At 69.2% G+C, this 12,341-nt stretch carries 13 protein-coding genes; 10 read left to right on the forward strand and 3 right to left on the reverse strand.

Annotated features, from left to right (window positions below):
• The first annotated feature begins 53 nt into the window (after window positions 1–53).
• Genes MRBLMI12_RS21260 through MRBLMI12_RS21305 form a run of 10 tightly spaced genes read left to right on the forward strand, consistent with a single transcriptional unit; the run spans window position 54 to window position 11,061 of the window.
• The gene (locus MRBLMI12_RS21260; protein ID WP_363358159.1) at window positions 54–1,121 is read left to right on the forward strand and encodes a LacI family DNA-binding transcriptional regulator; all 1,068 of its coding nucleotides are present in this window, start codon (window positions 54–56) and stop codon (window positions 1,119–1,121) included.
• Window positions 1,118–2,041, forward strand: a complete 924-nt coding sequence (locus MRBLMI12_RS21265; RefSeq protein WP_363358160.1) for an ABC transporter permease — start codon at window positions 1,118–1,120, stop codon at window positions 2,039–2,041. Before MRBLMI12_RS21260 ends, MRBLMI12_RS21265 begins: the two co-directional genes overlap by 4 nt.
• Complete coding sequence (locus MRBLMI12_RS21270; protein WP_363358161.1) at window positions 2,038–2,910, forward strand: ABC transporter permease; 873 nt, start codon at window positions 2,038–2,040, stop codon at window positions 2,908–2,910. Before MRBLMI12_RS21265 ends, MRBLMI12_RS21270 begins: the two co-directional genes overlap by 4 nt.
• Window positions 2,911–2,945: 35 nt before the next feature.
• A complete protein-coding gene (locus MRBLMI12_RS21275) occupies window positions 2,946–4,472 on the forward strand; it encodes an ABC transporter substrate-binding protein (RefSeq protein WP_363358162.1) in 1,527 nt (508 codons plus the stop codon).
• Between the two features lie 15 nt (window positions 4,473–4,487).
• Entirely contained in the window at window positions 4,488–5,477 is a 990-nt protein-coding gene (locus MRBLMI12_RS21280; RefSeq protein WP_363358163.1) for an ABC transporter ATP-binding protein, read from the forward strand.
• Entirely contained in the window at window positions 5,474–6,295 is an 822-nt protein-coding gene (locus MRBLMI12_RS21285; protein WP_363358164.1) for an ABC transporter ATP-binding protein, read from the forward strand. Before MRBLMI12_RS21280 ends, MRBLMI12_RS21285 begins: the two co-directional genes overlap by 4 nt.
• 20 nt (window positions 6,296–6,315) lie before the next feature.
• Window positions 6,316–7,935: an FAD-dependent oxidoreductase gene (locus MRBLMI12_RS21290; protein ID WP_363358165.1), complete on the forward strand. Its 1,620-nt coding sequence runs from the start codon at window positions 6,316–6,318 to the stop codon at window positions 7,933–7,935.
• Window positions 7,935–8,861, forward strand: a complete 927-nt coding sequence (locus tag MRBLMI12_RS21295) for a dihydrodipicolinate synthase family protein (protein ID WP_363358166.1) — start codon at window positions 7,935–7,937, stop codon at window positions 8,859–8,861. Before MRBLMI12_RS21290 ends, MRBLMI12_RS21295 begins: the two co-directional genes overlap by 1 nt.
• Window positions 8,858–10,411 (forward strand): arylsulfatase, encoded by a 1,554-nt coding sequence (locus tag MRBLMI12_RS21300; protein ID WP_363358167.1) that lies wholly within the window; start codon window positions 8,858–8,860, stop codon window positions 10,409–10,411. The genes MRBLMI12_RS21295 and MRBLMI12_RS21300 overlap by 4 nt, the downstream gene beginning before the upstream one ends.
• A complete protein-coding gene (locus MRBLMI12_RS21305; RefSeq protein ID WP_363358168.1) occupies window positions 10,408–11,061 on the forward strand; it encodes an alpha/beta hydrolase in 654 nt (217 codons plus the stop codon). The genes MRBLMI12_RS21300 and MRBLMI12_RS21305 overlap by 4 nt, the downstream gene beginning before the upstream one ends.
• A gap of 146 nt (window positions 11,062–11,207) precedes the next feature.
• On the opposite strand, the gene MRBLMI12_RS21310 is transcribed toward MRBLMI12_RS21305, so the two are convergent.
• From MRBLMI12_RS21310 to MRBLMI12_RS21320, 3 genes are all read right to left on the reverse strand, one after another.
• Window positions 11,208–11,405, reverse strand: coding sequence for a hypothetical protein (locus MRBLMI12_RS21310; RefSeq protein WP_363358169.1), 198 nt, complete (start codon window positions 11,403–11,405; stop codon window positions 11,208–11,210).
• 73 nt (window positions 11,406–11,478) lie between these two features.
• On the reverse strand, window positions 11,479–11,793 hold the full coding sequence (locus tag MRBLMI12_RS21315) for a TraR/DksA family transcriptional regulator (RefSeq protein WP_363358170.1): 315 nt from the start codon (window positions 11,791–11,793) through the stop codon (window positions 11,479–11,481).
• 81 nt (window positions 11,794–11,874) lie between these two features.
• Window positions 11,875–12,039 (reverse strand): hypothetical protein, encoded by a 165-nt coding sequence (locus MRBLMI12_RS21320; RefSeq protein ID WP_363358171.1) that lies wholly within the window; start codon window positions 12,037–12,039, stop codon window positions 11,875–11,877.
• Between the last annotated feature and the right edge of the window lie 302 nt (window positions 12,040–12,341).

The following is a 12,341-nucleotide window of genomic DNA, read 5'->3' on the forward strand; positions in this document are numbered from 1 at the left end:
GGCTCATATACAGTCGGGAACGCCCATATTCTAATACGTAACGGAGCGTTCAGTTGGGGACACGACAGGGAAGCCGCCGTCCGACACAGGTCGAGATCGCGCGTCGTGCCGGGGTGTCGCAGGCGACGGTGTCGCTCGTCATCAACGGCCACGGCTCGCAGGTGTCGGCCGATCGCCGCGAGGCCGTGCTGGCCGTCATCGCGGAGCTCGGGTACACCGTGAACACCGCGGCGCGCAGCCTTCGCGGCAAGGGGAACCGCATCCTCGGCCTCTACACGTTCGAGCCTGTGTTCCCGGTGAGCGAGCGGGACTTCTACTTCCCGTTCCTCCAAGGGGTCGAGGCCGAGGCTGCGCTGCTGGGCTACGACATGCTGCTCTTCACGTCGGCCGGCGGATCGACGGAGCGCAGCATCTACGCCGGAGGGTCCAACCGCCTGCTCAAGTCGGACGGATGCGTCCTTCTCGGTCGCCACCTCGCGCGTGACGAGCTCGCGCGGCTCTCACGCGAGGACTTCCCCTACGTCTTCATCGGCCGACGCGAAGTCGAGGGGGTCCGCCTCTCGTACGTCGGTGCCGACTATGCGAACGCCACGAAGACGATGGTGCAGCGGCTCGCCGCGATGGGCCACAGCCGCATCCTGCTGGTGCGCCGCGCGGAGGGGGCGGAGCCCGGCCTCGACCGTGCCGCCGGTCATCGCGCAGGCCTCGAAGCAGCCGGCCTGCCCTTCACGCCCGACCTTGTGCACCAGGTCGGAGACGGGTCCGAGATCGATGCCGAACTGCTGCGCTCGTGGACGGATGCCGGAATCACCGCGATCCTCGTAGAGCCGCGCGAGGCCGATGGCATCGGCCGCGCACTCGAGCTCGCCGCAGCGAGCGCCGGCATCCGCATCCCCACCGATCTGTCGGTGGCCTTCCTCGGTGAAGCGCCGGCGTCGACGCCCACGCGGATCTGGACCGGGCTCGCGCTGCCGCGGGCGGAGATGGGGCAGGAAGCCGTCCGGATGCTCATCACCCTCCTCGAGGACCGCGATGCCGGGCCGTTGCAGAAGCTCCTGCCCTGCGAGCCGGTCGACGGGAACTCGATCGCCCTCGCCTCGTCCGTCTCGGTGCACACGTGACCCGATACATGCTCAGGGCCGTGGGAAGCGGACTGTTCATCATCTGGGGCGCCGTCACGCTCGTGTTCATCATCGTCCGCATGGTGCCTGGCGACCAGGCGACGATCCTGCTCGGACCCGATGCGACCACCGAGGAAGTCGAGGCCCTGCGGGAGGAGCTCGGCCTGAACGCGCCGCTGCTGGTGCAGTACGGGCTGTATCTGGTCAATGTGCTGCAGCTCGACTTCGGCGACTCCTATCGCTTCGGCCAGCCTGCACTGGAGCTCGTCATGAGCCGGCTTCCGGCCACCATCGAGCTCACCCTCGCAGCGACCGCCATCGCGCTGTTCGGTCTCGTGCTGGGCGCGCTCGCCGGGTCTCGCCCCGGCTCACTGCGCGACCGGGGGATCTCCGGCCTCGCCCTCACGCTGCAGGCGATGCCGACGTTCTGGGTCGGCATCATGCTCATCCTGCTGTTCTCCCTCGAGCTGCAGGTGCTGCCGAGCTCGGGCACCGGCAGCTGGGCCCACCTCGTACTGCCGGCGGTGACGCTCGCCGCGCCTTTCATCGCGCTGCTCACCCGTATCGCGAGGAGCAGCGTCGTGGAGACGATGTCGGAGGGGTACGTGCAGACCGCTCGCTCCAAGGGGCTCTCCAAGCGTCGCGTGCTCACCGGTCATGTGATGCGCAACTCCTCGATCCCGATCGTCACGATCTTCGGCCTGCAGGTCGGCGCACTGCTCGGCGGTGCCGTCATCGTCGAGAACGTGTTCGCGTGGCCGGGACTGGGCACCCTCCTCGTGTCGGCCGTGTCGAATCGCGACTACGCGATCGTCCAGGCAGGGACTCTGGTCGCCGCGACGATCGTCGTGATCCTCAATCTCACCGTCGACCTGCTCTACGCGCAGCTCGACCCGCGGATCCGGCTGGTGCGCTCATGACCGCCATCTCACTGACCAGCGTCTTCGCGGGCCGCGGACGCCGACTGAGCGCGACCGCCGGCATGATTCCGCTCGCGATCATCGGCATGTACGTCCTCGTGGCCCTCATCGGACCGCTCGTGATCTCGTACGATCCCGTCTTCACCTCGGTCGGCGACCGTCTGCTGCCGCCCGGGTCTGTCGGCGCCGACGGCGCCTTCTACCCGCTCGGCACGGACGGTCTCGGCCGCGACATGGTCGGCCAGCTCGTGTACGGCACCCGCACCTCCCTCATCATCGGCACGTGCGTCGTCGTCATCTCAGGGTTCGTCGGCGTGCTGTTGGGCACAATCGCCGGTTACTTCAGCGGCTGGGTCGACGTCACGGTGTCGCGCCTGATCGACGTGCTGCTCGCGTTTCCCGGCATCCTGCTCGCCATCATCATCACGGGCGTCTTCGAGCGCAGCATGCTCGTCGTGATCATCGCCCTCTCTGTGGCGAACTGGATCGGCTTCGCGAGGCTCTCTCGCGGGCTCGGCCTCTCATTGCGCGAACGCCCCTGGGTCGATGCCGCACGGCTCATCGGAGTGCGCACGCCACTTCTCCTGGGCCGGCACATCGCTCCGTTCGTCCTCGGCCCGATCGTCGCGCTCGCCACCACCGAGTTCGCCGGCGCGGTGCTCGCCGAAGCAGGGCTCAGCTTCCTGGGCCTGGGGCTGCCACCCTCCTCGGTGTCGTGGGGGCAGACCATCGCCGAAGGACGTACATACCTCGGCAGCGCCTGGTGGATCTCGACCTTTCCCGGCATCGCCCTGAGCGGACTCGTCATCTGCGCAGGGCTGCTCGGAGACCGGCTCACCGCTCGCTTCACCAGCGGTGATCACAGATGAACCCGACAACGAAGTCACGCAAGGAGAAGAAGAGAATGCACAGCACAAGAACCGCACTCTCCGTGGTGGGCGCGGCGATCGCCGTCCTCGCTCTCGCGGGGTGCACCACCACCACAACCACCGGGTCCCCCGACACATCGGAAGCGCCACTCGCCGAGGAACAGGAGCTCATCGTCGGCGTGCAGTTCCCGATCGAGGGCCTGGACCCGCACGGCGCCCTGTCGCAGGACGGCGGAACCGGCCTCGCGGCAGAGGCGATCTTCAGCAACCTGCTCAAGACGACAGGGGCAGGCGAGTTCGAGGGCGAACTCGCGGAGTCGTGGGAGTCCAACGAGGACGCGAGCGAATGGACGTTCACACTCCGCGACGACATCGTGTTCTCGGACGAGACGCCCGTGACGTCGGAGGACGTCGTGGCATCGTTCGAGCGGCTCCTGGCGCTTGCCGGGCCGCTCGCCGGCAACTTCAAGGACTACACGGTCGCGGCTCCGGATGAGACCACCGTCGTCTTCACTCCCCCGGCCTCGGACGCCGCGCTGCTCGGCAAGCTGGTCAACTTCGTCGTCACCCCCGCCGACGTCGACGAGGCGAGCTTCAGCGAGCCGGTCGGATCCGGAGCCTTCATGGTGGACGAGTTCGTGCCCGGATCGTCGCTCCGGCTCGTACCCAACCCGAACTACTGGGACGGGGTGCCGACCCTCGAGTCGCTCGAGATGCGCACGATCCCCGAGCTCGCGGCGCGCATCACAGCGCTGCAGACCGGAGAGATCCAAGCCGCGTGGGGAATGCCCGACGATCAGGTCACCATGCTCCGTGAGGACAGCGGACTCGTCGTCGAGACCATCCCCAGCGCCGCGGTCCTCACGATGTGGATGAACAGCTCGACGCCGGCACTCGCCGACGCCGAGGTGCGCCGGGCCCTGTGGCAGGCGGTCGATTTCGAGACGATCATCGCCAGCCTCTTCCCCGAGACAGGCAGCCTCGCCGACTCGCCGGTGGCACCGAATGTCCTCGGCTACGCGCCGCAGGAGGCAGTTGGGTTCGACCCCGAGGCGGCGAAGGCCGCCCTGGACGAGGCCGGGTTCGACTACTCGACCGTCCTGCGCTTCCAGTACTCGCAGCCGCAGTTCGCCGAAGTCACGAAGGCCGTCGCCTCCGACCTCGCCGAGATCGGAGTGCAGGTCGAAGTGCTCGAGAAGGAGCAGGCGGTGTTCCTCGAGGACCTCCTCGCGCTGAACTGGGACATCAACATCCAGCAGCTCGGCTCGGCGGGCTTCGACGCCGCGACCAACCTCGGACGCCTGTACACCTGCGCCGCCAACCGCATGGGCTACTGCAACCCGGACCTCGACGAGCTCCTGGCCGCTGCAGGATCGACCGGTGATGTGGAGGAGCGCGAAGCGCTCTACGCCGACGCGATCGAGATCATCTGGAACGACGCCGTGGGCATGTACCCGATGTTCGTGGAGACGGCGTACGCGTGGCAGAGCAACGTGCAGGGTTTCGAGCCGGCGCCGGACGGCCGCGTCGACTTCTCCGGCGTCTCGATCGCAGCCGAGTAAGAACGGGGATCGTCGATGACAGATGCACGGAGCACCGAACCGCCGCTGCTGGAGGTCGAGAACCTGACGGTCGACGTCCCCGGAGCGGAAGGTCCCGTGCGCATCATCGACGACGTCTCGTTCTCGATGCCGGCGGGCACCACGACCGGTCTGATCGGGGAGTCCGGGAGCGGCAAGACGATGACGGCGATGGCCGTCCTCGGGCTGCTGCCTCCCGGCTCCACGACCGGCGGCCGCATCCGCTTCCGTGGTCGGGACCTGCTGACCATGAACGAGGACGAACGGCGCAAGGTCCGCGGTCGTGAGATCTCGATGATCTTCCAGGACCCCCTCGCAGCCCTGAATCCGACGCAGCGCATCGGCAAGCAGGTGGGCGAGATCCTGCGTGCGAACGGGTCGAGCCGCACCGAGGCCCAGCAAACCGCGGTCGCACTCCTCGACCGGGCGGGGATCCCCGATCCCGCCGCTCGCGCGAACGACTACCCCCACCAGTTCTCGGGCGGCATGCGCCAGCGGGCGATGGTCGCGCTCGCACTCGCTGGCACACCGCAGCTGATCCTCGCGGACGAGCCGACGACCGCACTCGACGTCACGGTGCAGGCGCGCATCCTCGACCTGCTGCGCTCGCTGCGGGACAACGAGGGGACTGCGATGCTCCTGGTCAGTCACGATCTGCGCGTCATGGCGCACGTCGCGGACCACCTCGTCGTGATGTACGCCGGCAGGGTGGCCGAGCGTGGCCCGGCGCGCGAGCTCCTGCGGCGGCCGCGGCATCCCTATACCCGCGCCCTCGTGCGCAGCGTTCCCTCTGTCAGCGCGAAGAGCGCGATCGCCGACCCGCTTCCCGGTGCACCCGCCAATCCGCGCGCTCGTCCCACCGGCTGCGCCTTCCACCCCCGATGCCCCATGGCACGCGACATCTGCCGCGACGTAGACCCGGCGCTGATCGAAGTCGGTCCCGGCCGCCGCAGCGCGTGTCACTTCGCCGAGGAGGTCCCGGTATGAACGGCGATCTGCTCGAGGTCCGCGACCTCGTCGTCGACTTCAGCCGCAAACGTCGCGAGAAGCCTGGTACGCCGCCTGCTCGCCGGGCCGTCGATGACGTCTCGTTCACCCTCAGCGAGAACGAGACTCTCGCACTGGTCGGCGAGTCCGGTTCGGGAAAGACGACCGTCGCCCGCTGCGTCGTGGGCCTGCAGCGCCCGCAAGAGGGCACGATGACGTTCGGCGGCGCGACGCTCGACGTGGTCTCGCGCCGCCCCGCCGCACTCAAGCGCGAGCTTCAGATGGTGTTCCAAGACCCGCGCTCCTCGTTGAACCCCCGGATGAGCGTGCGCGCGATCATCAACGAGGTGTGGCGCACGAACCGCTCGATCGCACCCGCTCGAGATCGCGAGAAGGCCCTCGCCGCGCTGCTGGACGATGTCGGTCTCGACTCAGGCGTCGCCGACCGCCGGCCCTCCGCGCTGTCGGGCGGACAGTGCCAGCGGGTCAGCATCGCTCGGGCCCTTGCGATGAAGCCGCGCCTGCTCGTGTGCGACGAGGCGGTCTCAGCCCTCGATGTCTCGGTGCAGGCTCAGATCCTGCGTCTGCTGGTGGATCTCAAGCAGGAGCACGGGCTGTCCATGCTGTTCATCTCGCACGACCTCGGCGTCGTGCGGCAGATCGCGGACCGCGTCGTGGTCATGCGCCACGGCGAGCTGGTCGAATCCGGCGACGCCGCGCAGATCTTCGGCGCACCGCAGCACGAGTACACGCGGAACCTCCTGGCCGCCGCGCTGGATCTGTCCGGCGCGGAGGCATCAGCGGATGCCGCGACATGAGCACGATGAAAGGGAGAGCGTTGACTGAAGTCGGGGTCGAGACGTGCGACGTGATGATCGTCGGAGGAGGGCTCGGAGGGGTGGCGGCGGGCTTGAGCGCCGTGCGCAGCGGGCTCCGCGTGATCATCAGCGAAGAGACCGACTGGGTCGGCGGTCAGCTGACCAGTCAGGGGGTGCCCCCGGACGAGCATCCGTGGATCGAGCGATTCGGGGCTACGCGCACGTACCGCGCCCTGCGTGACAGCATCCGCGAGCACTATCGGCGCTGGTATCCGCTCACGACCGAGGCGATGGGCGACCCCGAGCTCAATCCCGGCCGCGGGCGGGTCAGCCGGCTCTGTCACGAACCTCGGGTCGCGGCATCCGTCCTCGAGTCCCTGCTCTCGCCCTACCTCACGTCCGGGCGGCTGCGCATCCTGTACAACCACGTCCCGGTGGCCGCCGACACCGACGGAGACGAGGTCACCGCCGTGACCCTGAGCGGTCCCCGCGGCGACGTCACGGTCACGGCGCGGTACTTCCTGGACGCGACCGAACTGGGCGACCTGCTTCCCCTCACCGGCACGGAGTTCGTCACGGGATTCGAGTCGCGTGCAGAGACGGGCGAGCCGAGCGCGTCCGACGAGTCACAGCCCGACAACATGCAGGCGTTCTCGTGGGTGTTCGCGCTCGAGTACCGCGAGGGCGAGGACCATACGATCGAGCGACCCGCCTGCTACGACTACTGGCGCTCGTACCGCCCCGACTACTGGCCGGGTCCACTGCTCGGTCTCACCGCGCCGGACCCGCGCACGCTCGAGCCGCTGGAGCGGCGTTTCGTGCCGCACGAGAAGGCCGGCGAGGTGGTCGCCGATCAGAGCGTCGATCCCGGTGACCGCGAACTGTGGGCCTTCCGCCGCATCGTCTCTCGCGACGTCTTCGAGGCCGGGTTCTGCGACAGCGAGGTGACGATCGTCAACTGGCCGATGATCGACTACCTGGACGGAAGCCTCATCGGGGTGAGCGACGACGAGAAGCAGCGCCACCTCGACGGCAGCCGCGAGCTTGCCCGGAGCATGCTCTATTGGCTGCAGACCGAAGTGCCGCGTCCCGATGGCGGCCGCGGCTGGCCGGGGCTGCGGCTGCGACCTGACGTCATGGGCACGCCGGACGGCTTCGCGAAGGCGCCGTACATCCGGGAGTCCCGCCGGATCCGCGCCGAGTACACGGTCGTCGAGCAGGACCTCTCGTTCGCGGTCCGGGGCGACGCAGGTTCCGTCGACTACGCCGACAGCGTGGGCATCGGCATGTACCGCATCGATCTGCACCCCTCCACCGGGGGCGACAACTACATCGACGTCGCGAGCTGCCCCTTCCAGATCCCTCTCGGAGCGCTCATCCCCCAGCGGGTGACCAACCTGCTTCCCGCCGGCAAGAACATCGGCACGACCCACATCACCAACGGGTGCTTCCGCCTCCACCCGGTGGAGTGGAACGTCGGCGAGGTGGCCGGCCTTCTCGCGGCCCACTGCCTCGAACGCGGCCTCACGCCTTCCGGCGTGCGCAACGACGACGGGGAGCTCGCGGACTTCCAGGCGCGGCTCGTCGCGGCGGGCATCGAGCTCGCGTGGCCCGATCTGCCGGAAGTGCGCCCCTACTGATGAACGGCGTCGAACTGCTCGATGGCCTGGTCGTCCCGCTCGTGACGGGCCTGGACGAGAACGGCGTGCCGGATGCCTCGGCCAGCACGCGGCTGCTGGACGTGATGGCCCGCACCGGCGTCACGAAGCTCATGCTGCTCGGGAGCAACGGCGAGGGGCCGCTGCTCGCCACGAGCAGCCTGTCGCCCTACGTCGCCGAGATGGTCGCCGCCTGGCGCGAACGCGTGCCGGCCGGGGTGGTCGTCGTCAATGCGACGGCGCCCGCGACGACGGAGGCGCTGGAGCGCGGCACGATCGCGGTCGATGCGGGGGCGGACGCCGTCGCCCTGTGTCCTCCCTTCTACTTCCGGCATCGGGACGACGAGATCCTCGACCACTACCGTCGGTTCGAAAGGCTCGGCATCCCGGTCATCGTCTACAACCTCCCCCGCTACACGAACGAGATGAGCCCGGCCGTCATCGAGCAACTTCCGGCCCTTGCGCACGTCGTCGGGGTGAAAGACAGCTCCGGCGATCTCGAGACGCTCACGCGGTTCCTGGCCCTCAAGGAGTCGCGTCCCGACTTCGGCGTCAGTCAGGGCGGCGAGACCGCACTCGTGGCGGGACTGCGTCTCGGTGCCGACGGCATCGTGCCCGGCACCGGGAACGTCGCGCCTGCACTGGCGCTCCGGATCGTCGCCGCCCTCCGCACGGGCGACGACGCCGCCGCCGCCGACGCGCAGCGGATCACGACGGTGCTCACCGGGTTGCACGGCATCCGGCCGGGCGTGCCCGCGGTGAAGGCGATCCTCGACCTCCTCGGCCTGCTGCCGCCCCACGTGGCCGCGCCGCTGGCGGCGTGCACGGCATCCGAGAGGAGTGCGCTCGAAGCGTTCATCGCGCCGCACCGCTCGGTTCTCCTCGACGGCGGCGGAACGCCTTCATGACGGCTCCGAACATCGTCGTCATCCTCGCCGACGACCTCGGATTCTCGGATGCCGGGGCGTTCGGTGGCGAGATCGAGACCCCGAACCTGGATCGGCTCGCTGCGACGGGGGTGCGCATGAGCGCGTTCTACGCGACTCCCCGCTGCAGCCCGTCGCGCGCGGCGCTGCTGACGGGCCGCGAGTCCCACTCGGTCGGTATCGGCATCCTCACCACGGACGACCGTCCCCACGGGTACGCGGGGTCACTCAGCGTCGACGCGCCGACGATCGCCGAACGGCTGAAGGCTCGGGGATACGCCACAGCCCTGGTGGGGAAGTGGCATCTGTCCTCCGACATCTCGGCGCCGAACGAGACGTGGCCGACCCATCGCGGATTCGACGAGTTCTACGGCATCCTCCCCGGCGCATCCAGCTATTACCGGCCTCCGCTGTACGACGGGGAGCGGAGGCTGGACGAAGAGACGACGGCGGACTACTACCTCACCGACGACCTCTCCCACCGTGCCGCGGATTTCGTCGCGCGATCGGCGCAGCGGGGGACGCCGTTCTTCCTGTACCTCTCTTACACGGCACCGCACTGGCCGCTGCACGCGCCCGAGGCGGATGTCGCGAGGTACCGAGAGCGGTACCGGGGCGGCTGGGATCGGCTGCGAGAAGAGCGGGCGGAGCGGCTTCACGAGCTCGGGATCGCACGCCTGATCGAGTCCGCCCCCGACCCGGACGTGGCGCGGTGGACGGATGCTGCGGACCCCGAGTGGGAGAGCGAACGCATGGCCGTCTATGCGGCGCAGGTCGAGATCATGGACCGCGGCATCGGCACCCTGATCGCGGCGCTCGACGCCCATGGCGTGCGTGACGACACGCTGATCGTCTTCTGCTCCGACAACGGAGCCTGTGCCGAAGAGCTTCCGTTCTCGGAGCGCCGCATGAACCCCGACATCTGCCCGCCGTTCACGCGCGACGGCGTCGAGGTCATGGTCGGGAACGAGCCGGGCATCCGCCCGGGCCCGGAAGCGGGCTATTCCAGCTACGGACGGCCGTGGGCGCATCTGTCGAACGCTCCGTTCCGGCTCTACAAGCGCTGGGTGCACGAGGGCGGTATCGCGTCCCCGTTCATCGCCCACTGGCCCGGCGGCGGCATCGCCGGCGGCGAGATCGCGCACGCACCCGCGCACATCGTCGACATCGTTCCCAGCATCCTCGATGCCGTCGACGAACCGGGCGACGGCCCCGGGGTGAGTCTCCTCGAGCTGTGGCGGCAGCCCGGGTCCGGGGACGCTCCGGCGGAGCGCACCCTCTGCTGGGAGCACATGGGCAACGCCGCCGCGCGCCGCGGGCGCTTCAAGCTCGTCCGTGAGTCCGGCCGGCCCTGGGGGCTGTACGACCTCGAGGCCGATCGCGGCGAGACGGCCGACGTCGCTGCCGAGCACCCCGACGTCGTCGCCGATCTCGAGGCCGCGTGGCAGCGGTGGGCGGAAGCGAACGGGGTGATCCCCTGGGAGCGCGTGCTCGAGGACTTCCGGCAGCGGGGTCGGGCGGTGCCTCAGTGAGCGGCGCGTCCGTGCACGTCCTCGTGCTCCCAGGCGGCAGCTATGCGACACACGCGGAGCGCTCGTCGGAGCCCATCGTCGATTGGCTGGCGTCGATCGGGGTGTCGGCATCCGTCTTCCGCTACCCGCTGATGACGCGGCATCCGGGTCCTCTGCTCGCGATTCGGGCAGAGATCCGAAGCCGTCGCGCGGCCGGTGTGGACACCGTGGGCTTGATGGGGTTCTCGGCAGGCGGGCACGCGGCGGGACTCGCCGCCTACGCACCGCACGGTGAGCGCGACGAGGTGCCCGACTTCGTGGCGCTCGCGTACCCCGTCGTGTCCATGGAGCTCGGCTCGCACGGTGCATCACGCATCAATCTGCTCGGCGAGGACGCCGACGCCGCGCTGCGCGTAGCGACGTCGCTGGACCGTCTGGTGTCCCCCGGCGCGCCGCCTTCGTTCTTCTGGCATACCGTGGGCGACACCGTCGTGCCTGTCGAGCATGCCTACCTGCTCGGCTCGGCGCTCGCGCGCTCGGGTGTTCCGCACGAGGCGCACATCTTCGAGCGGGGCAATCATGCCCTCGGACTCGCCCGCGATGCCGGCCCCGCCTCGGCCTGGACGACCCTATGCCGATCGTGGCTGCGCTCCTACGAATGGGCGCCGTAGCACCGGCACGTACGGCCCCGCCGGGCAGCACTGACTGGCGACGTCCGCACCCACGCGTTCAGGGTGGTGACGGATGCCGCCGCTGGCGCGGTATCCGTCCCCGCAGTCATCGCGACCCACCTCATAGGGGACAGCCGCCGGACGACTCAGCCGAGCGCGACGAAGCGAGCCGTGGCACCGCGGAACGTGCTCACCGGGCCGCCGTCTGCATCGACCGGAGCATCGGTCGAGGCGAGCGGCTCGGAGCGCGGATCGACGAGCCGGCGATGCGCGGCGGGACGATCGCCGCGCGGACGCAGGAGCGCGCCCGCGCGAGCGAGAATCCGGGCTGGAAGGGTCGTCATGGCTGCTTCTCGGTGATGGTCGTCGACGACCCGAGTCACAGGCGGGATGGACGGGATGGCGACGGGCTTGCGGTTACGCGGCTTCGGCATGGCTCTGACAATCGATGCAGGCGGCCGCGTACGGGAGTACCTCGAGCCGCGCGGACGCGATCTGCCGACCGCACCGGGTGCAGCGGCCGTACGTGCCCTGGGCGATCCGATTCAGCGCCGCGGTGATCTGCTCGATCGCGACCCGGTGGGATGCCGTCGCCTGGTAGGCGACCGGGTCGACGCTCGGCAGCGCGAATGGTGCGAGTTCCTGGATGAGCGCCAGCCGTTCCTCGAGCTGCCGCTCGAGCTCGCGCTGGAGGCCGGCAACAGGAACGGACTCGGTGACTTCGATGGACATTTGTGCTCCTCGGGTACAAAAAAGCGCCGCATGTGCGACGCGCGGGGTGTGTCCGGTTCGGACCGATCGAGGTGATCGGTACTACGGGGGCGCGACGCGACGGGTGGGCTGCGGGCGCAGTCCATCCGCGCCGCTCAGCCGGGGCGGCAGCACCTCGTGGCGAGCACCCGCGATATCGACCACGGCCGTCACCACGGAGGCGTCGGTGAGACGCTCCATGCGGTGCGGGCGGGCCATCGTGGTCATGGCCATCACCATAGCCCGGTTCCAGAAAAAGGCAAGTCAGAGGTTTTTTCCCCGGCGCGAGTCGGCGAGTTGACTTTCCTGGGAAGGCGGCTATGGTCGAGGGTTCACCCGCCAGCCGACCAGGGGAAGCGAGTCGTCATGTCAGGCAGATCACCAAGAGCACGCGGCGCGAAGAAGGTCGCTCAGTCATCACTCAAGGAGAAGCGCGCCGAGAAGCGCGCGAGCGCGGAGTCCCGAGCATTCATCAAGCCACGCAAAGGCGCGTCCGGTTGACGAACGGCGAGCGGCTGGTCGAACGGATC

The organism is Microbacterium sp. LMI12-1-1.1, assembly GCF_040676455.1.
Lineage (GTDB): Bacteria > Actinomycetota > Actinomycetes > Actinomycetales > Microbacteriaceae > Microbacterium.

Excerpts from the sequence above, each read along its gene's own strand:
- MRBLMI12_RS21320 (WP_363358171.1), bottom strand. The coding sequence starts at position 12,039 with ATGACCACGATGGCCCGCCCGCACCGCATGGAGCGTCTCACCGACGCC.
- MRBLMI12_RS21270 (WP_363358161.1), top strand. The coding sequence starts at position 2,038 with ATGACCGCCATCTCACTGACCAGCGTCTTCGCGGGCCGCGGACGCCGA.
- MRBLMI12_RS21280 (WP_363358163.1), top strand. The coding sequence starts at position 4,488 with ATGACAGATGCACGGAGCACCGAACCGCCGCTGCTGGAGGTCGAGAAC.
- MRBLMI12_RS21285 (WP_363358164.1), top strand. The coding sequence starts at position 5,474 with ATGAACGGCGATCTGCTCGAGGTCCGCGACCTCGTCGTCGACTTCAGC.
- MRBLMI12_RS21300 (WP_363358167.1), top strand. The coding sequence starts at position 8,858 with ATGACGGCTCCGAACATCGTCGTCATCCTCGCCGACGACCTCGGATTC.
- MRBLMI12_RS21315 (WP_363358170.1), bottom strand. The coding sequence starts at position 11,793 with ATGTCCATCGAAGTCACCGAGTCCGTTCCTGTTGCCGGCCTCCAGCGC.
- MRBLMI12_RS21275 (WP_363358162.1), top strand. The coding sequence starts at position 2,946 with ATGCACAGCACAAGAACCGCACTCTCCGTGGTGGGCGCGGCGATCGCC.
- MRBLMI12_RS21295 (WP_363358166.1), top strand. The coding sequence starts at position 7,935 with ATGAACGGCGTCGAACTGCTCGATGGCCTGGTCGTCCCGCTCGTGACG.
- MRBLMI12_RS21310 (WP_363358169.1), bottom strand. The coding sequence starts at position 11,405 with ATGACGACCCTTCCAGCCCGGATTCTCGCTCGCGCGGGCGCGCTCCTG.